Origin of the sequence: Kitasatospora sp. NPDC048239 (assembly GCF_043202015.1) — a bacterium.
GTDB lineage: Bacteria > Actinomycetota > Actinomycetes > Streptomycetales > Streptomycetaceae > Kitasatospora.
Genome location: NZ_JBICZP010000002.1, coordinates 631,275 through 657,332, shown reverse-complemented (window position 1 = coordinate 657,332; position 26,058 = coordinate 631,275). Strand labels below are relative to the sequence as shown.

Here is a 26,058-nt window from a genome sequence, read left to right as displayed (position 1 = left end):
GCCCCGGGATCCGCACTCCCGTGGGCGCCGTCGGCGGATCACCCGGTATGGCGGGTCGTGCCCGGTGCCCGGCGCAGCCGGGCCGGGTCGACCTCGGTCGCGGCCGTCCTCCCGTCCAGCTCCCAGCCGTTCCGGTACGCCGCTGCGAAGGCCTCCTCGCCCAGCGCGGCGCGCCCTCGTCGGGTGAGCTCGCCGACCTGCCGGTCGGTGCGGTCGTGAGCGCCGCGCAGCCGGGAGGCGGCGCCGAGCAGGACGGCCGACTCGTCGTACCGCCCGTGCGCCGCGGCGAGTGCGGCCGTGTTCACCGCCACCAGCGACAGGATGGGCAGGTCCCGGGTTTCCAGCGCCGCCGCGTACGCCTTCGCCAGCGCCTGCTCGGCGCCGGCCGGGTCGCCGGTCTCCAGGTACAGCGACGCCCTGGCGTTGCCGACCAGCGCCCGGGCGTGGTCGCCGGGGAACGGGGAGTCGCCGTCCAGGCCCCGTTCGGCTCCGTCGAGCAGGTCCCGTGCCCGGTCCAGGTCGCCGAGCCGCACCCGGAACGCGGCGTCCCACGCGTCGACCAGGACCCGCATCTCCGGCGAGTCCGCGCGCAGCGCCCGCTCCCGGGCCGAGTCGATCGTCGTGATCACCAGGTCGGTGTCGCCGCGCCGCAGGTGCAGGTCGATCCAGCGCAGGTCGCCGAACACCTCGTCGCCGGGGCTGAGCGGGCCGAACTCCCGTGCCAGCGACCGGGCCTCGCGCAGGTCGGCCAGCGCGCCGTCGAGGTCGTCGTCGTACTGCCGCAGCTGGGCGCGCATCGGCAGCACGTTGGCCTGGCCCCAGCGGTCGCCGACCTGCCGGAAGCAGGCCAGGGCCGCCGCCACGTCGGTGCGGGTCCGGTCGAGCTCGCCCGCGTTCTCGGCGAACCGGGCCCGGGACAGCCGGGCCAGCCCGGACAGCCACAGGTCGTCACCGTCGGCCAGGTGCTCGATGATCGCGGGCGTGCCCTCCGCCTCCGGCCGGAACGCGTGCGGGAGCGCGGCGAGCGCGCCGTACGGGCCGGGCAGCTCCGGGTACGCGAGCAGCCGGTCGGCCAGCGCGCGGATCCCGGCGTGGTCGGCCGCGGTCTCCTCCGCGGTCGCCCCCGACCGGGTGTCGATCCGGTTCAGCAGGTGGATCGCGTGGGCGCAGTCGCGGTCGGGCGTCGGCTCGCCGCCGGGCACCGCCAGGGCCTCGCCCAGCCAGTAGGCCGCGTCGGCGGGCCGGCCGAACATCTGCCAGTACCAGGTCAGGTTCAGGGCGAGGGCGACCGCGCCGGGGGCGTCGCCGCTGTCGCACCGCCGGCGCAGGGCGGCGAGCGTGTTGTCGTACTCCGCGCTCACGACGCGGATCGCCGCGAGCTGGCCGGGCCCGCGCAGCTGCGGGTCGTACCGGGCCATCAGCTCGGCGAAGTGGCCGGCCGCCAGGTCGCGGACGGTGCCGAGGCCGCCCGTGTCGGCCAGGCGGTCGGTGCCGTACTCGCGCAGCGTCTCCAGCATGCGGTAGCGGCCCGGGTCGGGCGCGAGCCGCAGCAGCGACCGGTCGACCAGGGCCGCGAGCAGCTCGGGGATCCCGGCCGCCGGCACGGCGGTGCCGGCGCAGACCGCGGCGGCCGAGGCCGGCGTGACACCGCCGGGCAGGACCGAGACGCGTTCGGCGACCGTGCGCTCCGGCTCGCTGAGCAGGTCCCAGCTCCAGGCGATGACCGCGCGCAGCGTGCGGTGCCGGGGCGGCGCGGTGCGGCTGCCGGTGGTGAGCAGCCGGAACCGGTCGGACAGCCCGTCGGCCAGCTCCGGCAGCGACAGGGTCCGCAGCCGGGCCGCGGCCAGTTCGAGGGCCAGTGGCATCCCGTCCAGGGCGCGGACCACCCGCCGGACGGCGGGCAGCGTCGTCTCGTCCACCTCGAAGCCCGGGCGCACGGCCGCGGCCCGCTCGGTGAACAGGCGTACCGACGCCGCCCGCCGGGCCTGCTCGACGCCGTCCTGTGGCCCGGGCAGCGCGAGCGGGCCGAGCGGCACCAACACCTCGCCGTCGACCGCCAGGGGCTCGCGGCTGGTGGCCAGCACCCGCAGCCCGGGGCAGCGGGACAGCAGGGCCGCGACCAGGTGGGCCACGGCGTCGATCAGGTGCTCGCAGTTGTCGACGAGCAGCAGGCTCTCCCGGCCGCCGAGCCGGTCGGCGAGGACGTCCAGCTCCCCGCCCTCGGCGCGCGTCCGGGCGTCGAACACCGCGCCGCCGCCCGGCCCCGTCCCGGCGAGCAGGGCCGAGCCGACCTTGGCCGGCTCGGTGACCGGGGCGAGGTCGATCATCCAGGCGCCGTCGCGGTACTCGTGGCGGTGGCGGCGGGCGGCCTCGACGGCGAGCCGGGTCTTGCCGGCACCGCCGGGGCCGAGCACGGTGACCAGACGCCCGGCGGCGAGCCGCGTGGCGATCCGGGCGAGGTCCTCGTCGCGGCCGATGAGGCCGGTCAGCGGCGCGGGCAGGTTGCCCGGACCGGTCCGCGCGGCGTCGGCGGGCGGACCGGGCCGCGCGGCGTCGGCGGCCGGGGCGGGCGGCTCGGCGCGCAGCAGGCGCAGGTGGCGCTCGCGCAGGGCGGCGCCCGGTTCGGTGCCGAGGGCGTCGGCCAGGGCTTCGCGGACCCGCCCGTACAGGGCCAGCGCCTCGGCCTGGCGGCCCTGGGCGGCGAGCGCGTCGATGAGCAGCGCGGCCGCCCGCTCGTGGACCGGCTGCTCGGTGAGCAGTGCGGTCAGCCGCGCGGCGGCCGCGTCGGCACGGCCGAGGGCCAGCTCGGCGTCGGCGAGGTCGGCGACGGCCTCGACCGAGGCGTGGGCCAGCCGGGTCGCGGCGGCGGGTGCCACCGCGGCGACGGCCGCGGGCTCGGCGCCGGGAGGATCTCCCCACAGCGCCACGGCCTCGCCGAGCACGGCCGCCGCAGCACGCGGGTCGCCGGCGCGCAGGCGGTCACGGCCGACGGCGGCGAGCCGCTCGAACCGCAGGGCGTCCACGTCGGCCGCGTCCACGTCCAGCCGGTAGCCGCCCGCGACCTGCGCGACGGCGCGGGCCGAGCCGAGGGCCCGGCGCAGCCGCGAGACGAGGGTCTGCAGGGCGTGGGCGGGGCCGGCCGGCGGGGCGTCGGCCCAGATCGCGTCGACCAGGACGCCCTGGGCGACCGGGCGGCCGCCGGCTAGCGCCAGCCGTACGGCCAGTGCCTGCAACCGCGCACCGGGAACGGACAGGGCGGCGTCACCGCGGGCCGCCTGGAAGGCGCCGAGCAGAGTGAGGCGAAGCCGCGTCCCCTCGTCCATTCACCGATCCTCGCGCGTGCACCCTCGCGGCCCCAAATCAGCGCGGTGCCCCGGCTCCTGCCCGGGTGCGCGAACCCGGCCCCGACACGGTGCGGGGCGGGGTGCCAGCGCCGTGTGTGCCCCGTGTGAGCGGACCGGGTCAGCCTCTGAGTGCCTGACAAGTCCAGCGGCGGCCGGCCGGATCCCACCGGACGGTCCCGATCCCGGGAGGGACACCACCATGAACAGCCCTGTCACGCATGACGTAGCGATCGTGGGCGCCGGCCCGGTCGGCCTGTTCCTCGCCTGCGAGCTCGGCCTCGCGGGCTGCTCCGTCCTGGTGCTGGAGCGGGAGCGGGAGCCCCGCTCCCCGTGGAAGGCGGAACCGCTCGGGATGCGGGGCCTGTCCGCCGCTTCGGTCGGGGCGTTCCACCGCCGCGGTCTGCTGCACCCGCTGCTGACGGCCTCGGGCGTCCGCGACGATCCCGGGGCGGACCTCACTGCGGACTCCGACGCGGACCAGCCGTCGCCCCCTCGCAGCGCGGGCCACTTCGCCGGCATGATGCTCGATCCGGCCAGGGTCGACCCCGCCGCCCTGCCGTTCCGGCTTCCCGGCCCGGCCGCGGAGGGCGTGATGACGAACCTCGAGGCGATCGAGACGGTGCTGACCGAGCGGGCGTCCAGGCTCGGCGTGGAGATCAGGCGCGGTGTCACGGTGTCGGCCGTCACCCAGGACGGCGACGGCGTGGTCGCGCGAGCCGGCGGGCAGGAGTACGCGGCGCGCTGGCTCGTCGGCTGCGACGGCGGACGCAGCACGGTGCGCCGGCTCGCGGGCTTCGACTTCGTCGGCACCGAGCCGCAGTTCACCGGCTACGCCGTGCTCGCGACCGTCGCCGATCCCGAGAAGCTGCGCCCCGGCTTCAACCTGACGCCGACGGGCATGTACCTCCGGACGCACCTGGCCGGGCACCTCGGCATGACGGATTTCGACGGCGGCGCGTTCGACCGCTCGCAGCCGCCGACCCGGGACCATCTCCAGGCGGTTCTGCGCCGGGTGTCGGGCACCGACGCGACCTTGAGCGACGTCCGTCTCGCCTCGACCTTCACCGATCGGGCGATGCAGGCGACGACCTACCGGCAGGGGCGGGTGCTGCTCGCGGGCGACGCCGCCCACATCCACTCCCCGCTCGGAGGCCAGGGGCTGAACCTCGGCCTCGGCGACGCCGTGAACCTGGGCTGGAAGCTCGCGGCGTCCTTGCACGGGTACGCGCCGAGCGGTCTTCTCGACACCTACACCCAGGAGCGCCATCCGATCGGCGCGGGCGTGCTCGACTGGTCGCGCGCCCAGGTGGCGGTCATGAGGCCGGGCCCGCATGCCCGGGCGATCCAGGGAGTGGTGCGGGACCTGCTCGGGACCGCGGACGGAACGACCTACGTGTTCGAGCGGACATCAGGATCGTCGGACCGCTACGACCTCGGCGGCGAACACCCGCTGACCGGCCGCAGCGCCCCGGACTTCCGTCTGGCGGACGGCACCCGCCTCGGTGACCTGATGCACGACGGACGGGGCGTCGTCCTCGACTTCAGCGTCGACCGGGCCCTGCACGGTTCGGCGACGGGCTGGGAGGGCCGGACGAAGTACGCGGCCGGGCCGGCGGTGGACGACCTCGGCCTGGGCGCCGTGCTCGTCCGGCCCGACGGCACGGTCGCCTGGGCGGGTGACCGCGACCCCGACCGTGCGGCGTTCGAGCGGGCCGCCCGCCGATGGTTCGGCAGTCCGGAGCTCTGAGGCCGCCGCCCCGTTCCCGATCGTCGGCGCGGCCGGTCGCAGGAGCCGGGGGCGGGCGGCCGGACCAACCCGGCCGCCCGCCCCCGGCGCGTTCAGCGCAGCAGCCCCGCGTCCATCCCCGCGGACTCGGCCGGCAGGGCCACCAGCCCCAGCTCGGCCGGGGAGGCCAGCCGCGGGTGGGCCGGCAGCACCCGGACGGTGTACCCGAACGGGCCGGTGCGGCAGAGCTCCAGCGAGCCCTCGTAGCGCGTCCGCCCGTCCAGGTCGGAGCCGCCGACCGGCTTGAGGGCCAGCAGACAGGCATCGGAGATGCCGTCCGACTCGTCCACCCGCCCGGACACCACCTGCACCTCGACGTCACCCGGATCCAGCGCCCCGAGCGCGACCTGCACCCGCAGCGCCAGCGAGCTGCCGAGCTCCTGCGCCTCGTCCGGGCACTCCGCCTCGACGTGCTCGACCCGGACGGCCGGCCAGGCCTCCCGGACCTTCGCCTTCCAGGCGGCCAGCTCCCGCGCCCCGGCGTGCGGGGCGGTGGCCGGCCCGCCCGCCTGGGCCTCGCCGGGCCCGGCCGCCGCCAGCTCCCGCTGGGCCAGCGCCGCCGGGGCGTACAGCCGCTCGACGTACTCGCGGACCATCCGCCCCGCCAGCACCTTGGGGCCGAGGGTGACCAGGGTGTGCCGGACCATGGCGATCCAGCGGTGCGGCAGGCCGTCCGCACCGCGGTCGTAGAACCGGGCCGCCACCTGGTGCTCGATCAGGTCGTACAGCGCGGCCGCCTCGATGTCGTCCCGGCGCTCGGCCTCCCGGCTGTCCGGGTCGAGGGGCCCGCCGGTGCCGTCGGCGGTGGGGATCGCCCAGCCGTTCTGGCCGTCGTACCACTCGTCCCACCAGCCGTCCAGGACGGACAGGTTGAGGCAGCCGTTGAGCGCGGCCTTCATCCCCGAGGTGCCGCAGGCCTCCAGCGGGCGCAGCGGGTTGTTCAGCCAGACGTCGCAGCCCGGGTAGAGGTGCTGGGCCATCGCCATGTCGTAGTCCGGCAGGAAGACGATCCGGTGCCGGACGGCCGGGTCGTCGGCGAAGGCGATCATCTGCTGGATCAGCCGTTTGCCGCCGTCGTCCGCCGGGTGGGCCTTGCCGGCGACCACGATCTGCACCGGCCTGGCCGGGTCCAGCAGCAGGGCGCGCAGCCGCTGCTGGTCGCGCAGCATCAGGGTGAGCCGCTTGTAGGAGGGCACCCGGCGGGCGAAGCCGATGGTGAGGACGTCCGGGTCGAGGACGGAGGAGACCCAGCCGAGCTCGGCGTCCCCGGCGCCGCGCTGGCGCCAGGAGGTGCGCAGCCGGCGGCGGGCCTCGTCGACCAGCTGGGCGCGCAGACTGCGGCGCAGCTCCCAGATCTCGGTGTTGCCGATCCGCTCCAGGCCGGTCCAGCGCTTGGCGTCGCCGGTGGTCATGGCGGACTCGGCGCGGTCGGTGCCGATCTCGGCGGCGCCCAGTCGGACGACGGCCGGGTCGATCCAGGTGGCGGCGTGGACGCCGTTGGTGACGGAGGTGATCGGGACGTCGGCGGCGTCGAAGCCGGGCCAGAGGCCGTTGAACATGGACCGGCTGACCTCGCCGTGCAGCGTGGAGACGCCGTTGGCGCGCTGGGCCAGCCGCAGGCCCATGGCGGCCATGTTGAACAGCTTGCCGTCCCCGCCGCGCCAGGTCTCGGCGCCGAGGGCGAGCACCTGCTCGACCGGGACGCCGGGCAGGGCCGCGTCGCCGCCGAAGTGCCGGGCGACCAGCTCGCGGTCGAAGCGGTCGATGCCGGCCGGCACGGGGGTGTGGGTGGTGAACAGGGTGCCGGCCCGGACGGACTCCAGGGCGGCGGCGAAGTCGAGGTCGCAGCCCCGGTCCGCGACCAGCTCGCGGATCCGCTCGACGCCGAGGAAGCCGGCGTGGCCCTCGTTGGTGTGGAAGACCTCGGGGGCGGGGTGGCCGGTGAGGCGGCAGTAGGTGCGCACCGCGCGGACGCCGCCGATGCCGAGCAGCATCTCCTGGAGCAGCCGGTGCTCGCTGCCGCCGCCGTAGAGGCGGTCGGTGACGTCCCGTTCGGCGGCCGAGTTGGCCTCGATGTCGGAGTCGAGCAGCAGCAGCGGGACGCGCCCGACCTGGGCCTTCCAGATGTGGGCGGCCAGGGTGCGGCCGGCGGGCAGCGCGAGATCGACCCGGCAGGGGGTGCCGTCACCCTCGCGGAGCAGGCTGACCGCGAGTTCGTCCGGGTCGAGCAGCGGGTAGCGCTCCTGCTGCCAGCCGTCCCGGTCGAGGGACTGCCGGAAGTAGCCGTGCCGGTAGAACAGCCCCACGCCGATGATCGGCACGCCGAGGTCGCTGGCGGCCTTGAGGTGGTCGCCGGCCAGGATGCCGAGCCCGCCGGAGTACTGCGGCAGCGCGGCGGCGATGCCGTACTCGGGCGAGAAGTACGCGACGGCCTCGGGCAGCGGCCCGGCTCCCGTCTGTTCGGCGCCCTGGTACCAGCGCGGGCCGGCCAGGTAGTCCCGCAGGTCGTCGGCGAGGTCGCCGAGTCTGCGCAGGAACCTCCGGTCGACGGCCAGCGCGGCGAGCCGGGCGGCCGGGACCTCGCCCAGCAGGCGCACCGGGTCCTCACCGGTGGCGGCCCAGACGTCCGGGTCCACGGACCGGAAGAGGTCCCTGGTCTCCGGGTGCCAGGACCAGCGCAGGTTGAGGGCCAGCTCGTGCAACGGCTGGAGTTGTTCGGGCAGGACGGTGCGGACGGTGAATCTGCGGATTGCCTTCACGGCGTGAAGCGTAGACCCGGCCACTGTCGTGATGGTGCGTCAAGTGGGCTATTGAGCCTCCGTTCGGCCTATTGATGAGATCGCATTCGGCGCATTGGACTGCACGGGGGGCGCGCGAGGCGCACTTTTCGGCGGAACGCGCTACCAATACGTGAACACTGCGGAACAGATCCATTTCCACCGACGGAGCCGCCCGGGACAAGACCCGAAACTACTGTCGTACCGCTGCAAAAGTCCGGTCGTCGATGCGACTATGAACCAAGGTCGTTGATGCTGTGGGGAGTGCGGCGACAGGTGGCGCCCCCCTTGAAGCAGCACGTCCGAATCCTTTTCGTGCTGATCGTTTCCCAACCTCCTTAGCCCATTCGGCGCTCACCGCGCACCTACGCGTGTCCTCGAACACGGCCCACTCGTTCACGGGTGGGTCGGGTCGCCCAGGGGCGTACCCCGAGAGGCGTGCGCCGGGACGCACACGGGCTCCCGGGCTCCCCGCCGCAGGCTCGGCGGGCGTCGGGCAGGTTGCCGGGGACGGTGGCGCGGGCAGGCTTCCGGTCGCACGTCCTCCCCACCCAGCAGTCCTCCCGGTACTCCCCTGGCCCGTCCGGCCCGCGGGAGCTGCCGCCGATCTCGGGCAGGAGTTTGGCATGCACGGCGACACGCGGGACCAGTCCACACCGGTGGCCGACGCCATCGACGCAGCGGTCGCGGAATCCGCCGGACGGATGGATTCTGACACTCGGACAGACGCGGCGATGCCGGGACCCCGGGGCGCCGGGGCCGTCCGTGCGGAGCACACCGAACCGGCCCGACAACCCGGGGCCGAGGAGAGCCGGACCGCGGCACCGCGCAAGCGCACCACCACCAGGCGCAGCGCGACCGCCACCACCACCCCGGAGGGCGGCGCCGCACCCCGCAGGGCGCCCGCCCGCCCGGCCGCCCGCAGCGCCGCCGAGGCCACCGCCGCAGCAACCCCCGCCGGCGGCCCCTCCGCCCACAAACCCGCCACCCGCAAACCTGCCGCCCGCAAGCCCGCCGCCCGCAAGACGACAGAGAGCGACACCGTGATCGGCCGCATCCCCGTCCTGGACGTCAGCCCACTCGTAGACGCCGGCCGCCGCCCGGCCAAGGCCGTGGTCGGCGAGACCTTCACGGTCACCGCCACCGTGTTCCGCGAGGGCCACGACGCGGTGAACGCCAACGTGGTCCTGCGCGATCCGCGCGGGCGCAGCGGCCCGTGGACGCCGATGCGCGAACTCTCCGAGGGCAGCGACCGCTGGGGCGCGTCCGTCACCCCGACCGGGCCCGGCCGCTGGTCCTACCTGGTGGAGGCCTGGAGCGACCCGCTCGCCACCTGGCGCAAGGTCGCCGCGGTCAAGCTGCCCGCCGGGATCGACACCGCGCTGGTCCTGGAGGAGGGCGCGCTGCTGCTGGAGCGGGCCGCGAACGGCGTGCCGAAGAAGGAGGGCCGGGCGCACGTGCTGGCCGCGGTGGACGCGCTGCGCGACACCGGCCTGCCGCCGCTGTCCCGGCTGGCCGCCGCGCTCGCCCCCGAGGTGCTGGACCTGCTGGCCCGCTACCCGCTGCGCGAGCTGGTCAGCGCCACCCGCCCGCTGCCGCTCCAGGTGGACCGGGAGCGGGCCCTCTACGGCTCCTGGTACGAGTTCTTCCCGCGCTCCGAGGGCGCGGTGGTGGACCCTTCGGGCGTCGAGCCGCCGCGCTCGGGCACCCTGCGCACCGCCGCCGAGCGGCTGCCCGCCGTCGCCGCGATGGGCTTCGACGTGGTCTACCTGCCACCGGTCCACCCGATCGGGCGGGCCTTCCGCAAGGGCCCGGACAACACCCTGACCGCCGGTCCGCACGACGTCGGCTCGCCCTGGGCGATCGGCTCGCCGGAGGGCGGCCACGACGCCGTCCACCCGGACCTCGGCACCATCGAGGACTTCGACCACTTCGTCGCCGAGGCCGGGGCGCTGCACCTGGAGGTGGCCCTGGACTTCGCGCTGCAGTGCTCCCCCGACCACCCCTGGGTGAACAAGCATCCGGAGTGGTTCAGCCACCGCGCCGACGGCACCATCGCCTACGCCGAGAACCCGCCGAAGAAGTACCAGGACATCTATCCGGTCAACTTCGATCAGGACATGGATGGAATCGTCAAGGAAACCCTGCGGATCCTTCGGTTCTGGATGGCCCACGGCGTACGGATCTTCCGGGTCGACAACCCGCACACCAAGCCGGTGCTGTTCTGGGAGAAGGTGCTCTCCGAGATCGCCCGCACCGACCCCGACGTGGTGTTCCTGGCGGAGGCGTTCACCCGGCCGGCCATGATGCACACCCTGGGGAAGATCGGTTTCCACCAGTCGTACACGTACTTCACCTGGCGCACCACCAAGCAGGAACTCACCGAGTACCTCACCGAGCTCTCCGGTGACGCGGCCTCGTACATGCGTCCCAACTTCTTCGCCAACACCCCGGACATCCTGCACGAGTACCTGCAGACCGGCGGCCGCGCCGCATTCGCCATCCGGGCCGTGCTGGCCGCCACCCTCTCCCCCAGCTACGGCGTCTACGCCGGCTACGAGCTGTACGAGGGCGAGCCGGCCCACCCGGGCTCCGAGGAGTACCTGCACTCGGAGAAGTACGAGCTGCGCCCGCGCGACTGGAGCCGTACCGACAGCCTCGCCCCGCTGCTCACCGTGCTGAACCGGCTGCGCCGCCGGCACCCCTGCCTGCAGCAGCTGCGCGGCCTGGCCTTCCACCCGACCGACAACGACCAGGTGCTCGCCTTCTCCAAGACCGCGACCACGCCCGAGGGCCTCACCGACCACGTCATCACCGTGGTGAACCTGGACCCGCACCACGCCCAGGAGGCCACCGTCACCCTCGACGGGGACGGGCCGTTCGCGGTGCACGACGAGCTCACCGGCGCCGCCTACACGTGGGGCCGGCACAACTACGTCCGGCTCGATCCCTCAGCCGAGCCGGCTCACCTCCTCACGGTTCGGAGGAACCCAGCGTGACAGTGAACGAGCCCGTCCCCGACACCTTCCCCGAGACCTCGAAGAAGAACCTGGACCCGGAGTGGTTCAAGCGTGCGGTCTTCTACGAGGTGCTGGTGCGGTCCTTCCAGGACAGCAACGGCGACGGGATCGGGGACCTCAAGGGGCTCACGTCCAAACTCGACTACCTGCAGTGGCTCGGCGTCGACTGCCTCTGGCTGCCGCCCTTCTTCGCCTCGCCGCTGCGCGACGGCGGGTACGACGTGGCCGACTACAAGTCGGTGCTGCCGGAGTTCGGCGACCTCGCCGACTTCATGGAGTTCGTGGACGCCGCGCACGCCCGCGGCATGCGCGTGGTCATCGACTTCGTCATGAACCACACCAGCGACCAGCACCCGTGGTTCCAGGCCTCCCGCGAGGACCCGGACGGCCCCTACGGCGACTTCTACATGTGGGCCGACGACGACAAGCAGTACCCGGACGCCCGGATCATCTTCGTCGACACCGAGACCTCCAACTGGACCTACGACCCGGTCCGCAAGCAGTACTTCTGGCACCGCTTCTTCTCCCACCAGCCGGACCTCAACTACGACAACCCCCGGGTCCAGGACGAGATGGTCGCCGGGCTGCGGTTCTGGCTCGACCTCGGCATCGACGGCTTCCGGCTGGACGCGGTGCCCTACCTGTTCGCCCGCGAGGGCACCAACTGCGAGAACCTGCCGGAGACCCACGAGTTCCTCCAGCGGGTCCGCAAGGAGATCGACGCGGACTACCCGGACACCGTGCTGCTCGCCGAGGCCAACCAGTGGCCGGAGGACGTGGTCGACTACTTCGGCGACTTCTCCTCCGGCGGCGACGAGTGCCACATGGCGTTCCACTTCCCGGTGATGCCGCGGATCTTCATGGCCGTCCGCCGGGAGTCCCGCTACCCGGTCTCGGAGATCCTCGCCAAGACCCCGAAGATCCCGCACGGCTGCCAGTGGGGCATCTTCCTGCGCAACCACGACGAGCTGACCCTGGAGATGGTCACCGACGAGGAGCGCGACTACATGTACGCGGAGTACGCCAAGGACCCCCGGATGCGCGCCAACGTGGGCATCCGCCGCCGGCTCGCCCCGCTGCTGGAGAACGACCACAACCAGATCGAACTGTTCACCGCCCTGCTGCTCTCCCTGCCCGGCTCCCCGGTGCTCTACTACGGGGACGAGATCGGCATGGGCGACAACATCTGGCTGGGCGACCGGGACGGTGTACGCACGCCGATGCAGTGGACCCCGGACCGCAACGCGGGTTTCTCCTCGGCCGACCCGGGCAGGCTCAGTCTGCCGCCCATCATGGACCCGGTGTACGGCTATCAGGTGACCAACGTCGAGGCTCAGCAGAGCAGTTCGAGCTCCCTGCTGCACTGGACGCGTCGCATGATCGAGATCCGCAAGCTCAATCCGGCGTTCGGCCTCGGCACGTACACCGAACTGCCCTCCAGCAACCCCGCGGTGCTGGCCTTCGTGCGGGAGCACGAGGGGGACCTGGTCATGTGCGTGAACAACTTCTCGCGGTTCGCGCAGCCGACCGAACTGGATCTGCGGCAGTACGGAGGGCGGTACCCGGTCGAGCTGATCGGCGGGGTGCGCTTCCCCTCGATCGGCGAGTGGCCGTACCTGCTCACCCTCGCCGGACACGGCTTCTACTGGTTCCAGCTCCGCCAACCCCCGCGGCTGAGCGGGACCAGGCGCTCGAAGTAACGATCCGTCAGAACCCGTCCGCACCAGACCCTCCGGGGGCGCGAGAGTTTCGACCCCGCGCCCCCGGAGGTCTCTGCACCACCGCGTACGGAGAACAGCCCAACGGCCACCCACACTAAGGCGTGACACCTGAGCACCGCTCGCGTGCCGTCGCCGCCGCGCCGCCGAAATCCGGAAGACTGACGGACCCGGCCAGACCCGTCGGGCAGTCCGCCCGCTTCCGGGGAAAGGGAGTCATGTCCGAAACCTCCCGTTCTCAAGCCCATGTACACCGCGACACCCCCGCCGGCGCCGCCGCGTCGGTGGGCACGCGCGGCACCGGGGCCCGGAGAACCGCCCTGGGGGTCAGCGAACTCGTCCAGGCGGCCCTGCCGCTGATCGCCGAGTGGCTCCCGACCCAGCGCTGGTACGCCGGAAAGGGCCGCGCCATCACCGGCCTGCACCCGGTGGTCGGCACCCCGCTCCAGGTCGGCGACCCCGCCCTGCTGCACCTGCTGCTGCGGGTCGAGCACGCCACCACCGCCGGCGCACCGCACGGGGACACCTACCAACTGCTGCTCGGCATCCGCTCACAGGGCCCGGCCGGCATCGAGCCGACCGCCGTGCTGGGCCGGCTCAGCCAGGGCCCGTACGACGGTGCGGCGCTCTACGACGCCGTCCACGATCCCGAGCTGACCGGACGGCTGCTGGAGCACCTGGCCACCGGCGACCGCTTCGGCTCGCTCTCGTTCCGCCGCACCCCCGGCTCCGGGCTGCCCGCCAACCTGCCCGGACGCGCCTCCACCGCCGAGCAGTCCAACAGCTCGGTCATCTACGGCACCTCCTACATCCTCAAGCTCTTCCGCCGCATCCACCCCGGCACCAACCCGGACCTGGAGCTCTCGCTCGCCCTCTCCCGGGCCGGCTCCACCCGCATCCCCCGGGTCGCCGCCTGGTTCGAGAGCCGGCTGGAGCGCGCCGAGCCGGCCACCCTCGGGCTGCTCCAGCGCTACCTGCCGGAGGCCGAGGACGGCTGGGAGCTGGCCCTGGACCAGGTCGGCCGGCTCAAGGGCGACCCGTCGCCCGGCAACTTCGCCATCGAGGCGCACCGGCTCGGGCGGGCCACCGCCGAGGTGCACCGGGTGCTCGCCCGCTCGATGCCGGTCGCCCGCCTCGACCACGCCCAGACCCGCCGGCTGGCCACCGCGATGGCCGACCGGCTCGACAGCGCGGTGGCCGCCGTCCCCGGCCTGCTGCGCTACCGGGCCGCGCTGCGCAGCGCCTTCCAGCAGCTCGCCGACGCGCACCCGGACGGCATGCCGGTCCAGCGCATCCACGGCGACCTGCACCTCGGCCAGGCGATGCGCACCCCGCACGGCTGGGTGCTGCTGGACTTCGAGGGGGAGCCCGCCAAGTCGGTCGCCGAGCGGCGCGAGCCGCAGACCGCCCTGCGCGACGTCGCCGCGATGCTGCGCTCCTTCGACTACGCCGCCGCCCACCTGCTGGCCGGGGGCCCGTCCGACCCGGAGCTGGCCCACCTCGCCGCCGCCTGGGCGCAGCGCAACCGCACCGCCTTCTGCGCCGGCTACACCGCCGGCGGCGGCACCGACCCGGCCGCCTCGCCGGAGCTGATGCGCGCCCTGGAGATCGACAAGGCGGTCTACGAGGTCGTGTACGAGGCCCGGCACCGGCCGAGCTGGCTGCCGATCCCGCTCGCCGCGATCAACCGCCTGGCCCTCACCGTCTGAGCTCCCCACCGCCCGACCCGTTCCGCCCTGCTCCGCGCCCGCCCGCTCCCGGAGAAAGCCCACCCCGCCGCCGACGTTCCCGCGGCCACCCCGATTCCGCAGGAGGACCCCGCCGTGACGCCGCTCGACCCGCCCGGCCGCACCACCCGCACCGTGCCCGCCACCTTCCTGTCGGGCACGGCCTCCCCTCCCCGCGAGCCCGTGGCGGCCCGGCGCTCCGAGCCGCGCCCCCCGGCGGCCGAGGCGCCGTACACCCCCGCCGCGGGCGGCGCGCTGCGACTGCCCGAGGCGCCGCTGCCGCCGGCCGAGGTGGACCGGCTGGTCGGCGGGCAGCACCACGACCCGCACGCCCTGCTCGGCGCGCACCCGGTGCACGGCGGCACCGCGATCCGGGTGCTGCGGCCGCTGGCCGAGCGGGTGGTGGTGGAGACCGCGCACGGCCCGGCCGAGCTCACCCACCAGCAGAACGGCCTGTTCACCGGCCTGCTGGCCGGTTCCGGGCTCTACCAGTCGGGCATGGCCGACTACCGGCTGCTGGTCAGCTACCCCGGTGGGGAGCCGATCGCCCAGTACGACGGCTACCGCACCCCGCCCACCCTCGGCGAGCTGGACCTGCACCTGATCTCCGAGGGGCGGCACGAGCAGCTCTGGCAGGCGCTCGGCTCGCACGTGCGCACCGTCGACGGGGTGTCCGGCACCGCCTTCGCGGTCTGGGCGCCGAACGCGGCCGGGGTCCGGCTGATCGGCGACTTCAACCACTGGGACGGCACCGGGCACCCGATGCGCTCGCTCGGCTCGTCCGGCGTCTGGGAGCTGTTCGTGCCGGGCCTGGCCGAGGGCACCCAGTACAAGTACGAGATCCGCACCCGCCAGGGGTGGGTGCTCGACAAGGCCGACCCGCTGGCCCGCGCCGCCCAGTGCCCGCCCGGCACCGCCTCGGTGGTCACCTCCTCCGCGTACCGCTGGCAGGACGGCGAGTGGATGGCGCGGCGGGCCCGTACCGCGCACCACCGGGCCCCGATGTCGGTGTACGAGCTGCACCTGCCGTCCTGGCGGCCGGACCTCACCGGCTACCGGGCGATCGCCGAGGAGCTCCCGCAGTACCTCAAGGACCTGAACTTCACCCATGTGGAGCTCATGCCGGTCATGGAGCACCCGTTCGGCGGCTCCTGGGGCTACCAGGTCTCCGGCTACTACGCCCCCACCGCGCGGCTCGGCGGCCCGGACGACTTCCGGTACCTGGTCGACACCCTGCACCGGCACGGCATCGGGGTGATCGTCGACTGGGTGCCCGCGCACTTCCCCAAGGACGACTTCGCGCTCGCCCGCTTCGACGGCGAGCCGCTGTACGAGCCGGCCGACCCGCTGCGCGCCGAGCACCCGGACTGGGGCACCCTGGAGTTCGACTACGGCCGCACCGAGGTGCGCAACTTCCTCGTCGCCAACGCGGTGTACTGGTGCGAGGAGTTCCACATCGACGGCCTGCGCGTGGACGCCGTCGCCTCGATGCTCTACCTCGACTACTCCCGCGAGGGCGGCGCCTGGACGCCCAACCAGCACGGCGGCCGGGAGAACCTCGACGCGGCGGCCTTCCTCCAGGAGATGAACGCCACCGTCTACCGCCGCTGCCCCGGCGTGGTCACCATCGCCGAGGAGTCCACCGCCTGGGACGGCGTCACCCGGCCCACCGACAGCGGCGGGCTCGGCTTCGGGCTGAAGTGGAACATGGGCTGGATGCACGACTCCCTGGTCTACATCTCCAAGGAGCCGGTGCACCGCAAGTACCACCACAACGAGATCACCTTCTCGATGGTGTACGCCTACTCGGAGAACTACATCCTGCCGATCTCGCACGACGAGGTGGTGCACGGCAAGCAGGCGCTGGTCTCCAAGATGCCCGGCGACTGGTGGCAGCAGCGCGCCAACCACCGCGCCTACCTGGGCTTCATGTGGGCCCACCCGGGCAAGCAACTCCTCTTCATGGGGCAGGAGTTCGCCCAGGGCGCGGAATGGGACCACGAGCAGGGCCCGCAGTGGTGGGTGCTCGACGAGCAGTGGCCGGCGGCGGCCGAGCACCTCGGGGTCCGCTCGCTGGTGCGCGACCTCAACCGCGTCTACCTCGACACCCCCGCCCTGTGGGAGCAGGACACCACCCCGGACGGCTTCCGCTGGCTCGACGGCGGCGCGGCCGAGGACAACCTGCTCTCCTTCGTCCGCTACGCGGCCGACGGCAGCCCGCTGGTCGCCGTCTGCAACTTCTCCCCCGTCGTGCGCCACGGCCACCGGGTCGGCCTGCCCGCCCTGGAAGGCCGCGAGCAGCTCTGGGAGGAGGTGCTGAACACCGACGACGCGGCCTTCGGCGGCAGCGGCACCGGCAACTCCCGCCCGGTCAAGGCCGAGGCCACCCCCTGGAACGACCAGCCCCGCAGCGCCGAACTCGTCCTCCCCCCACTCGCCACCATCTGGCTCCGCCCGGCCTGACGTCGGACCCCCCAGGGGCCGTCCGGAGCGACAACGCTCCGGACGGCCCCTGTTTGTTCGATTGTTCGAATGGGATGCGAACTACCGCACTAGAATCCCGAGCGATCCGAGACCCGATGTCAACAAGACCGGGTTCGGGGATAAGTGACGGTAGGTCATGTACGTATGAATATGACGGGATTACGAAGAAGCGGATCCTCGGCGATCGCGAGAGTCTGCACAGCGCTCCTCGCGGTCGCCCTGGTCCTGGGGGCGGCGGCTCCGGCGAACCCGGCCCCCACCTGGGACCTCGGCAACACCTCGCTCGCCGACGCCCGCAACCTCAACGCCAAGTCCAGTGGGGCCGTGCACAACCTCGGCCTCGACAAGTGCATGGACGACTACGCGTACAACATCCAGAACGGTGCGGCCGTGGTGTCGTACCGCTGCAACGGCGCAACCAACCAGAACTGGACATTCAACCCGAACCGCGAGTACTCGGGAGACCTCGGTTTCTCCGGTTCGCTCACGCTGGACAACTCCCCCGGAAAGTGCCTCGACATTCCCAACCCCAACGGCGACGGCACGGGTGTCACCAACGGGACGAAGCTCCAGATCTGGGACTGCAACGGCGGCCGGAACCAGCAGTGGCTGATGCAGTTCGCCACCAACGGCAGCACCCGGATCTACAACCCCATGAGCTACCGCTGCATCGACGTCCCGAACGCCGACACCACCGACGGCACCGCTCTCGCGCTCTTCACCTGCAACGGCACCCCCGCCCAGTGGTTCGCCCCGCCCGCGGGCGCCGTGCCCCCGTCCGGAGCGATATCCAACCCGGAGCTGGGCGGGAAGTGCGTGGACGACCCCTACAACAGCAGGACCGCCGGCACCCGGGTCCAGAGCACCCGCTGCAACGGGACGCCGGCTCAGCTCTGGTCGCTGAACCAGGACGGCTCGCTCACCCACGGAGGCCTCTGCCTCGACATCGTGGGCGGTGAGGGCGCCGTCGCCAACGGCACCCCGATCGAGCTCTGGCACTGCAACAGCGGCCTGAACCAGCAGTGGGTGGTCAGGTTCGACGCCGCCGGGCGCACCACGCTGCTCAACCCCGGCTCCGGACGCTGTCTCGACGTCCCCTGGGCCTCGACGGCCGACGGGACGAACCTGGAACTGGTGAACTGCAACGACAGCATCGCCCAGGTCTGGAACGCCCCCCGGCGCCCGCACCCGTCCGTCACCGGCCCGGTCGTCGCGGCGCCGGTGGTCTACCCGGCGGGCACCGGCGAGCTGTTCAAGCGGATCGACGCGATGAAGGACGCCGAGGCCAAGCGACAGGCCCGGGCCCACATGGCGACGGCGCTGCACGGCGGCGGCGCGCAGATGCGGACCGAGGCCGGCGCCGCGCTGGCGCGCAACGACGCGGACCTGAGTGCGGTCTGGGGCGTCTGGAACGACCGGAACTGGCCGACCGACCCGAGCGGCGCCCTGTCCAAGGACGTCGCCTCCGCCCTCGTCGCCGACCAGGCCCGGGGCCAGCGCGACGACGGGCGCCGGCGGTTCCTGGACGGCTTCTCGATGTACGACGCACAGCCCGACCTCGACGGCAGCGTGATCAACTACATGTCGTCCGACTCCACCTTCTGGCGCGCCCTGCACGCCACCGGGTTCACTCTGCCGATGCCGCAGGCCGACCAGGCGGCGAAGGACAGGGTGACCGCGATCGCCAAGGAGAACGGCGCCCGCAACCCGTCCGAGGCCTGGCTCTGGGACACCTACATCTACCCGACCACGCACGGGTCGGCCGACGACGTCCGCCGCTTCATCCAGTACAACGGCTATCCGACGACGGCACCGACCACGGGGACGCCCGAGTTCCGGATCGAGGTCGAGGCGATCAAGGCCCGCTGGGCCAGTGGTGATCCGACCAACCCGTTCGACCCGAAGTACGTCCTGATGGACGCCGAGGAGACCGCCTGGGCGGAGTACCAGGCGGAGCTCAACTCCCAGGCCCAGCAGCGCGCCGACATCACCACGGCGGAGACCCAGGCGCTTGAGGCGCTGAAGACCGGCTCGGAGGCGATGAACGACGCGCTGAGCTACGCCTGGTACGCCGACCGCCTGCTCTGGGCCCAGCAGTACCGGGCGACCCCGGACTGGCACGCGGACGTCGACCGGATCCCGCACGACCTCGGCGTGATCAAGGCCAAGGTGGCCGGGCTGGCCGAGGCCGCGAAGATGGCCGCCGGACAGGCCCAGGACGCGGCCGGCCGGGTCCAGGCCGCGCAGGAGGCCGCGGCGGCGGTCGCCAAGGCCGGCGGCACCCCGGAAGGCCGCGGGCTGACGTACGCGCTGCAGTCCGCCCAGGTGACCAAGGCCTCGGCTTCGGCCACCACCGCCGTCGCCAACGCCATCCAGACGGCGCTGGCCACCACCGACGCGACCCTCGCGGACAGTGCGACGCTGCTCGCCACCGCCAAGGCCCAGGCCCACGCCGCCCGCGCGCAGTTCCTCCGCGAGCTGGCCCAGGGAGACGCGCGGCTCGCCGCCTCGCTCGCCACCGAGAGCCAGAACCGGGCGAACGCGGCAGCCGAGGCGGCGCAGCAGGCCGCCACGGCGAAGGCCAAGGCCAAGGCGGCGGAGGCTGCTGCCTCCAACGCTGCTGCTGCCGCGCACGAGAGTGCCGCGACGGCGGCCAAGGAGCGGCAGAACGCGGCCACGGCAAAGGTCGCCGCCGACGCCCAGCGGGCCAAGGCCCAGCAGGCGGAGGCCAAGGCCCAGCAACAGGCAGCCACAGCCGTCAAACTGCGCAACGACGCCCAAGGTTCGGCGACGACCGCCGCAGCCAACGACAAGGCGGCCCAGCAGGCCGAAGCCACTGCAGCCGCTGCCCGCTCGACGGCCGACGGCGACGCGGCAGCAGGGAACCAGGCCGCTGCCAAGGCCGACGCCGCAGCGGCCGAAGCAGCCGCTGCTGTCGGCACGTCCAACGCCGAAGCCGCACGGGCGGCGGCCGACCGAGCCGCAGCCGACTACAAGGGGGCACGGAACGCGGCCTACCAGTCCGACGTCAACGCGGGCATAGCGGAGATCGACGCGCAGAAGGCCCGCACCGCGGCCAACGCTTCCTCCTCCGCCGCTGCACGTGCCAAGGCAGCGGCGGACCAGACAGACGCCGACACCGCCACAACCGCAGCAGCGGCACTGGACGCCCACGCGGCAGCTGCGGAGGCGATCGAGGCCTCGAACCAGGCCTCGATCAACTCCCAAGCCGCCCAGACCGCCGCCGACCAGGCCGCCCAGACCGCGGCCGACGCACAAACCAATGCCGCGGCGGCCCGATCCGAGGCTGACGGCGCGGTCGCCGAAAGCGCGGTCGCCGCAGGCAAGGCGGCAGCAGCGTCCGAAGCGGCCCAGCAGGCCTCGGCGGCGGCCGCCACGGTCGCCGCACCGGCCGACAAGGCGATCGACATGGCCTCTCCGTACGCCAGCAACGACTCGGCGGCCGGCCTGGCCACCCTGGCCTCCCAGGCTGCCAAGACCATGGCACAGCAACAGGCAGCGGTGGCCACGGCACGGGCGGCTCAAGCGGCCGAGGCTGCGCTGGCGGCCCAGCAGGCAGCCGACAAGGCGGACGGGGAGGCCAAACTCGCAGCTCAGGCCGCCGCCGACGCCGCCAAGTCCTCCGCGGCTGCGGCCAAGTCGGCCGCGGACGCCATGAAGTCAGCGGCTTCCGCAACTGCGGATTCGGCGGCCGCGGTCCAGGCCGCAACCCACAGCGACCAGCTGGTGCTTCAGGCGAAGGCCGATCAGAGTGCGGCTCATCAGTCCGCGAAGGATGCCAGCTCCGACGCGGCCGCGGCCGCCCAGTCGGCCACCGCGGCCGAGAAGAACGCGGCCGGAGCCCGGAAGGCCGCAACCACGGCCGGGTCGGCCGCAGCCGACGCGCAGCAGGCGGCCAATACGGCCAATGCCTCGGCCACTTCGGCCGAGAACGCGGTCGAGCGGGCGAAGCAGCAGGTTGCCGCCGCGCAGGAGGCCGTCAACCGGGCCGGGTACGAACCGGCCGGCGCCCAGGGGTGGTGCTCCCCCGGCTCGAACACGGTATGCGCCGGTTCGACGCAGACCGCCACGTCCACCGGCACGCCGGGTAGCCGTTCCTGCGTGTCCGAACAGGAGCAGTACGGCTGCGACATGACGGCGAAGCTTGCCCCGGACTGGACACAGGCGTTCTACCGCGCCTTCCCCAAGGAGAAGTTCGGCGACTGTCTCACCGCCGATTTCGGTAACGTGGACTGCCAGCCCGCCATGTTCTTGCAATCTGCTGTCATCGCTGCGGCCAAAGCCCAGGTCGACCCGCGAATGGTTCTCTCGATCGCCCTGGTCGAGAGCCGGAAGGAACGGGACAAGGTGCGCGCCAGCGGGCTCCCGTACTACCTGTCCTATGAGCTCGCCGTGATCTACACGTCCGCCATGGGCATCTGCCCCGGACACGCCAACGACGGTACCTGCACACTCGGCATCACCAACATCAAACCGGTCACCTGGAACTACCTGGCCGAGACCTACCCCAATAAGTTCCGGCCCGACGGCTGGGGCGAGGTCGGCTTGAGCACCGACAAGGCGATGGAGGCCGCGGCGTACTACGTCAAGTACCTGGAGGCCACGGAGATCCCGAAGCTACCCGAAGCCAGTCGGCAGAAGTACACGCCTTACCAGCTCCTTTATGGCTTCTACAACGGAGGGATCGACCCCACCAGCAAGTCGTATAAGGCGTTCTACGACCCGACGGGCCACTACGGATCCTTCGGCACGGACGTGACCGGGGCCATCGGAGCCTGGGAACCGTTCTGGGACCAGTCCAACCAACTCATCTGTGGCAGTGGAATTCTGACCTGTAATTTCTCCTGACCAAGTGGGGCCACCCGGACAGCATCCGGGTGGCCCCACTCGCCCTACAACCCTCAAGGCGTCAACTGTGCTGACGATCCTCCAGCTCCTGATTCTGACCGCGCCGTTGTTCTGCTGGTGCCTGCTCGTACGCACCAGAGCCGTGGGTGTGACCGTCGGCGCCGCGCTCCTCGCCCTCGCGACGGTGACGACCGCCGTCCACATGTCCTGGATATCCACCCGGGCCGAGGCGGAGGTCCTGGTCGGCTACGGACCGGCGGCCGCGCTCCTGGTAGTGGCCGGATCACTCGCCGAACGCTGGTGGCGCGGGCCCCAAACCGACCCGCAACGGCGACAACGGTCCGTCAGGGTGATGGTCGGGCTCGGCGCCTACCTCGTCGGGGTGGTCGGGCCGGCCACTCTGGTCTATCTGGGGTTCGTTCTCGGGACGGAGTTCTACCCGTCCGCCGATGCGCTACCCGTGCCGGCGCAGCTGACCGTCACCCGCAGCACCGCCGACGGGACGTGCGCCACCGACGCCTGCATTCGGTACATGACGGTGCGCGGGCCGGACGGCATGGCGGCGGGCGAGGTCGCCGTGCGGTTGCGAGCCGCCCTCGCCGAGGACGGCTGGCGGACCGCCGCGGACGGGTCGCTGTGGCGGCGCAACGGCTGGCTGGTCGACACCCGGCCCCTGCACGCCTACCTGGAGGAGGCCCCGGACGGCGTCCGGATCGAACTGGCAGGGCTGGCGTTCGAACCGGAGCCACCGCCCCGCTGACCGGGGCCCTGCGGGACGTCCGGCCCTTGCCCCGGGCGGCGGCGTCTGCTCGCGGACGGGTGTTCGTGGTGCGAAGGTATGGTCGAGGTGACCACTCTCTGAGACGACGGGACGGAGACACCCACGTGGCGCGCAGCGTGTACGTGACCGGTATCGACCGGGGGGACGGCCGGCAGGCGGTCGAACTCGGGGTCATGGAACTGCTCACCCGCCAGGTGGACCGGGTCGGGGTGTTCCGCCCGCTGGTGCACGCCCACGCGCCCGGCGAGCCCGGCTCCGACCACGTGGTCGAGCTGCTGCGCGGCCGCTACCGGCTCGACCTCCCCTCCGCCGAGCTGTACGGGCTCACCTACGAGGAGGCCGCCGCGCTGCAGGCCGCCCAGGGGCAGGACGAGCTCGTCTCCACCCTGGTCGACCGGTTCCGCGCGCTGGAGCGGCGCTGCCAGGCCGTGCTGGTGCTGGGCACCGACTTCGCCGACACCAACATCCCGGACGAGCTGGCCTTCAACGCCAGGCTGGCCAACGAGTTCGGCGCCGCCGTCCTGCCAGTGGTCGGCGGCCGCTCCGAGGACCCGCTGACCGTGATCGCCGAGGTCCGCAACGCCCACCGCGCGTACACCGACCTCGGCTGCGAGACCCTGGCGATGGTCGCCAACCGGGTCGTGCCCGGCAACAAGCAGCGGATCCAGCGCACGCTCACCGAGAAGCTGCCGATCCCCGCCTACGTCATCCCCGAGGAGCCGGCGCTGGCCGCGCCGACCGTCGCCCAGCTGGTCGAGGCCACCGGCGCCGAGGTGCTGCTCGGTGACGCGGCGGGCCTGGCCCGGGACATCCGCGGTTTCGTCTTCGGCGGCGCCATGCTGCCGACCTTCCTGGACGCGCTGACCGAGGGCGCCCTGGTGGTCACCCCCGGGGACCGCGCCGACCTGGTGATCGGCTCGCTGGCCGCGCACGCCGCCGGCGCCCCGCCGATCGCCGGCGTGCTGCTGACGCTCGGCCAGCACCCCGGGCCGAACGTGATGGCGCTGGCCGCCCGGCTCGCCCCCGGCACCCCGGTCGCCGTCGTCCCCGAGGGCAGCTGGCCCACCGCCGCCGCCCTCACCCACCTGGAGGGCCGGCTCTCCGCGGCCAGCCCCCGGAAGGCCGAGATCGCCCTCGGACTGTTCGAACTGCACGTCGACACCGCCGAGTTGACCAACCGGATCGAGGTCGGCCGGTCCGAGCGGGTCACCCCGATGATGTTCGAACACGCGCTGCTGGAGCGCGCCCGCTCGGACCGCCGGCACGTGGTGCTGCCCGAGGGCACCGAGGAGCGGGTGCTGCGGGCCGCCGAGGTCCTGCTGCGCCGCAACATCTGCGACCTCACCCTGCTCGGCGAGGTGGACGCCGTCCGCCGCCGGATCGCGGGGCTCGGCCTCGACCTGCCCGGCGAGAACCCGGCCGCCGACCGCGCCCGGGTCCGGATCGTCGACCCGGCCACCAGCCCGCTGCGCCGCCAGTTCGCCGAGCTGTACGCCAGGATGCGCGCCCACAAGGGCATGACCGTCGAACTGGCGCTGGACGTCGTCACCGACGTCAGCTACTTCGGCACCCTGATGGTCCAGGAGGGCATCGCCGACGGCATGGTCTCCGGCGCGGTGCACTCCACCGCCGCCACCATCCGGCCCGCCTTCGAGGTGATCAAGACCTCGCCGGGCGCCGCGATCGTCTCCTCGGTCTTCTTCATGTGCCTGGCCGACAAGGTCCTGGTCTACGGCGACTGCGCGGTCAACCCCGACCCGGACGCCCAGCAGCTCGCCGACATCGCGATCCAGTCGGCCGCCACCGCCGCCCAGTTCGGCGTCGAGCCGCGGGTCGCGATGCTCTCCTACTCCACCGGCACCTCGGGCTCCGGCGCCGACGTGGACAAGGTCCGCAAGGCCACCGAGCTGGTCCGCGCGCTGCGCCCGGACATCCTGGTCGAGGGCCCGATCCAGTACGACGCCGCGGTGGACGCCCATGTCGCGGCCACCAAGCTGCCGGGCTCGCCGGTGGCCGGCCGGGCGACCGTGCTGATCTTCCCGGACCTCAACACCGGCAACAACACCTACAAGGCGGTCCAGCGCTCGGCCGGCGCGGTCGCGGTCGGCCCGGTCCTGCAGGGCCTGCGCAAGCCCGTCAACGACCTCTCGCGCGGCGCGCTGGTCGAGGACATCGTCAACACGGTCGCGATCACGGCCATCCAGTCCCAGCGGCAGGCCGAAGGAGCCGACAAGTGAGTGAAGGTACCCGCGTCCTGGTGCTGAACGCCGGCTCCTCGTCGGTCAAGTACCAGCTGATCGACATGCTGGACGGCACCCGGCTCGCCGCCGGGCTGGTCGAGCGGATCGGCGAGGCCGGCGGCCGGCTGGTGCACACCCCGCGCAGCGCGGAGAAGCGGGAGTCCGCCCAGGTCTTCCCCGACCACGGCGCCGCCCTGAAGGCCGTCGCCGAGGAGCTCGCCGCCGACGGCGTCGGGCTGGACTCCCCCGAGCTGGCCGCGATCGGGCACCGGGTGGTGCACGGCGGGCTGCGGTTCACCGAGCCGACCGTGGTCACCGACGAGGTGCTCCGGGAGATCCGCCGGCTGATCCCGGTCGCCCCGCTGCACAACCCGGCGAACATCACCGGCATCGAGGTGGCCCGCGCACTGCGCCCGGACCTTCCCCAGGTGGCCGTCTTCGACACCGCCTTCCACGCCTCGATGCCGGAGTACGCGGCCCGGTACGCGGTGGACCAGGCCGTCGCGGACCGGCACCGGGTCCGCCGCTACGGCTTCCACGGCACCTCCCACCAGTACGTCTCGCGGGCCACCGCCCGGCTGCTCGGCAAGGACCCGGCCGAGGTGAACGTGATCGTGCTGCACCTGGGCAACGGCGCCTCCGCCTCGGCGGTCGCCGGCGGGCGCTGCGTGGACACCTCGATGGGCCTGACCCCGCTGGAGGGCCTGGTGATGGGCACTCGTTCGGGTGATATCGACGCGGGCGTGGTGTTCCACCTGCACCGGGTCGGCGGCCTGTCCATCGACGAGATCGACGACCTGCTCAACCGCCGCAGCGGCCTGCTGGGCCTGTGCGGCGACAACGACATGCGCGAGATCATGCGGCGGGCCCAGGAGGGGGACGCGGACGCCCGGCTGGCGTTCGACGCCTACATCCACCGGCTGCGCAAGTACATCGGGGGCTACTACGCGGTGCTCGGCCGGGTGGACGCGATCGCGTTCACGGCCGGTGTCGGCGAGAACGCGGCGCCGGTGCGCGCCGCCGCGACGTCCGGGCTGGAGGGGCTGGGCATCGCGGTGGACCCCGAGCTGAACTCGGTCCGCTCCGGTGAGCCGCGGATCATCTCACCGGCCATCCTTCCCTCGGGAGGCACCGCCCGGGTCGCCGTCGCCGTCGTCCCCACCGACGAGGAACTGGAGATCGCACGGCAGGCATTCGCCCTGGTGCACCGGGGCCCGGAGGACTGACAGACCGTCGTCTCGACCCTCGGAATCCTTCGTTGGCGATTCCTCACGATTCGTGCCGAATGCACCTATAACACGAACGGATAGAC

The 26,058-nt window shown here is 73.1% G+C and carries 11 protein-coding genes; 9 read left to right on the top strand and 2 right to left on the bottom strand.

The window, feature by feature from the left end; translation table 11 throughout:
- Positions 1-38: 38 nt before the first annotated feature.
- Positions 39-3,323 (bottom strand): BTAD domain-containing putative transcriptional regulator, encoded by a 3,285-nt coding sequence (locus ACGFZP_RS06970; RefSeq protein ID WP_392929365.1) that lies wholly within the window; start codon positions 3,321-3,323, stop codon positions 39-41.
- A gap of 220 nt (positions 3,324-3,543) precedes the next feature.
- Here ACGFZP_RS06970 and ACGFZP_RS06965 point away from each other — a divergent pair, with 220 nt between their 5' ends.
- Positions 3,544-5,091 carry an FAD-dependent oxidoreductase gene (locus ACGFZP_RS06965; RefSeq protein ID WP_392929363.1) on the top strand — a complete coding sequence of 516 codons (1,548 nt, stop codon included), beginning with the start codon at positions 3,544-3,546 and terminating at the stop codon, positions 5,089-5,091.
- 92 nt (positions 5,092-5,183) lie between these two features.
- Here the strand turns inward: ACGFZP_RS06965 and glgP are convergent, their stop codons facing one another.
- A complete protein-coding gene (gene glgP, locus ACGFZP_RS06960) occupies positions 5,184-7,889 on the bottom strand; it encodes an alpha-glucan family phosphorylase (RefSeq protein WP_392929361.1) in 2,706 nt (901 codons plus the stop codon).
- A 1,061-nt stretch (positions 7,890-8,950) separates the two neighbouring features.
- Between glgP and ACGFZP_RS06955 the strand changes: the two genes are divergently transcribed.
- The 8 genes from ACGFZP_RS06955 (at position 8,951) to ACGFZP_RS06920 (ending at position 25,972) form a co-directional block, all read left to right on the top strand.
- A complete protein-coding gene (locus ACGFZP_RS06955) occupies positions 8,951-10,906 on the top strand; it encodes an alpha-1,4-glucan--maltose-1-phosphate maltosyltransferase (RefSeq protein ID WP_392929678.1) in 1,956 nt (651 codons plus the stop codon).
- Positions 10,903-12,627 (top strand): maltose alpha-D-glucosyltransferase, encoded by a 1,725-nt coding sequence (gene treS / locus ACGFZP_RS06950; protein ID WP_392929359.1) that lies wholly within the window; start codon positions 10,903-10,905, stop codon positions 12,625-12,627. Before ACGFZP_RS06955 ends, treS begins: the two co-directional genes overlap by 4 nt.
- A 236-nt stretch (positions 12,628-12,863) precedes the next feature.
- A complete protein-coding gene (locus tag ACGFZP_RS06945; protein ID WP_392929356.1) occupies positions 12,864-14,354 on the top strand; it encodes a phosphotransferase in 1,491 nt (496 codons plus the stop codon).
- 114 nt (positions 14,355-14,468) lie between these two features.
- Positions 14,469-16,835 (top strand): 1,4-alpha-glucan branching protein GlgB, encoded by a 2,367-nt coding sequence (gene glgB / locus ACGFZP_RS06940; protein WP_392929354.1) that lies wholly within the window; start codon positions 14,469-14,471, stop codon positions 16,833-16,835.
- 171 nt (positions 16,836-17,006) lie between these two features.
- A complete protein-coding gene (locus tag ACGFZP_RS06935) occupies positions 17,007-21,725 on the top strand; it encodes a ricin-type beta-trefoil lectin domain protein (protein WP_392929351.1) in 4,719 nt (1,572 codons plus the stop codon).
- Positions 21,726-21,792: 67 nt separating this feature from the next.
- On the top strand, positions 21,793-22,485 hold the full coding sequence (locus ACGFZP_RS06930; RefSeq protein WP_392929349.1) for a hypothetical protein: 693 nt from the start codon (positions 21,793-21,795) through the stop codon (positions 22,483-22,485).
- Positions 22,486-22,610: 125 nt separating this feature from the next.
- Positions 22,611-24,743: a phosphate acetyltransferase gene (gene pta, locus ACGFZP_RS06925; RefSeq protein WP_392929346.1), complete on the top strand. Its 2,133-nt coding sequence runs from the start codon at positions 22,611-22,613 to the stop codon at positions 24,741-24,743.
- Complete coding sequence (locus ACGFZP_RS06920; protein ID WP_392929344.1) at positions 24,740-25,972, top strand: acetate kinase; 1,233 nt, start codon at positions 24,740-24,742, stop codon at positions 25,970-25,972. The genes pta and ACGFZP_RS06920 overlap by 4 nt, the downstream gene beginning before the upstream one ends.
- Positions 25,973-26,058 lie beyond the last annotated feature (86 nt).

Bases quoted from the DNA above. Each gene is read 5' to 3' on its own strand.
- ACGFZP_RS06970 (WP_392929365.1), bottom strand. From the start codon at position 3,323: ATGGACGAGGGGACGCGGCTTCGCCTCACTCTGCTCGGCGCCTTCCAG.
- ACGFZP_RS06935 (WP_392929351.1), top strand. From the start codon at position 17,007: ATGACGGGATTACGAAGAAGCGGATCCTCGGCGATCGCGAGAGTCTGC.
- ACGFZP_RS06965 (WP_392929363.1), top strand. From the start codon at position 3,544: ATGAACAGCCCTGTCACGCATGACGTAGCGATCGTGGGCGCCGGCCCG.
- ACGFZP_RS06945 (WP_392929356.1), top strand. From the start codon at position 12,864: ATGTCCGAAACCTCCCGTTCTCAAGCCCATGTACACCGCGACACCCCC.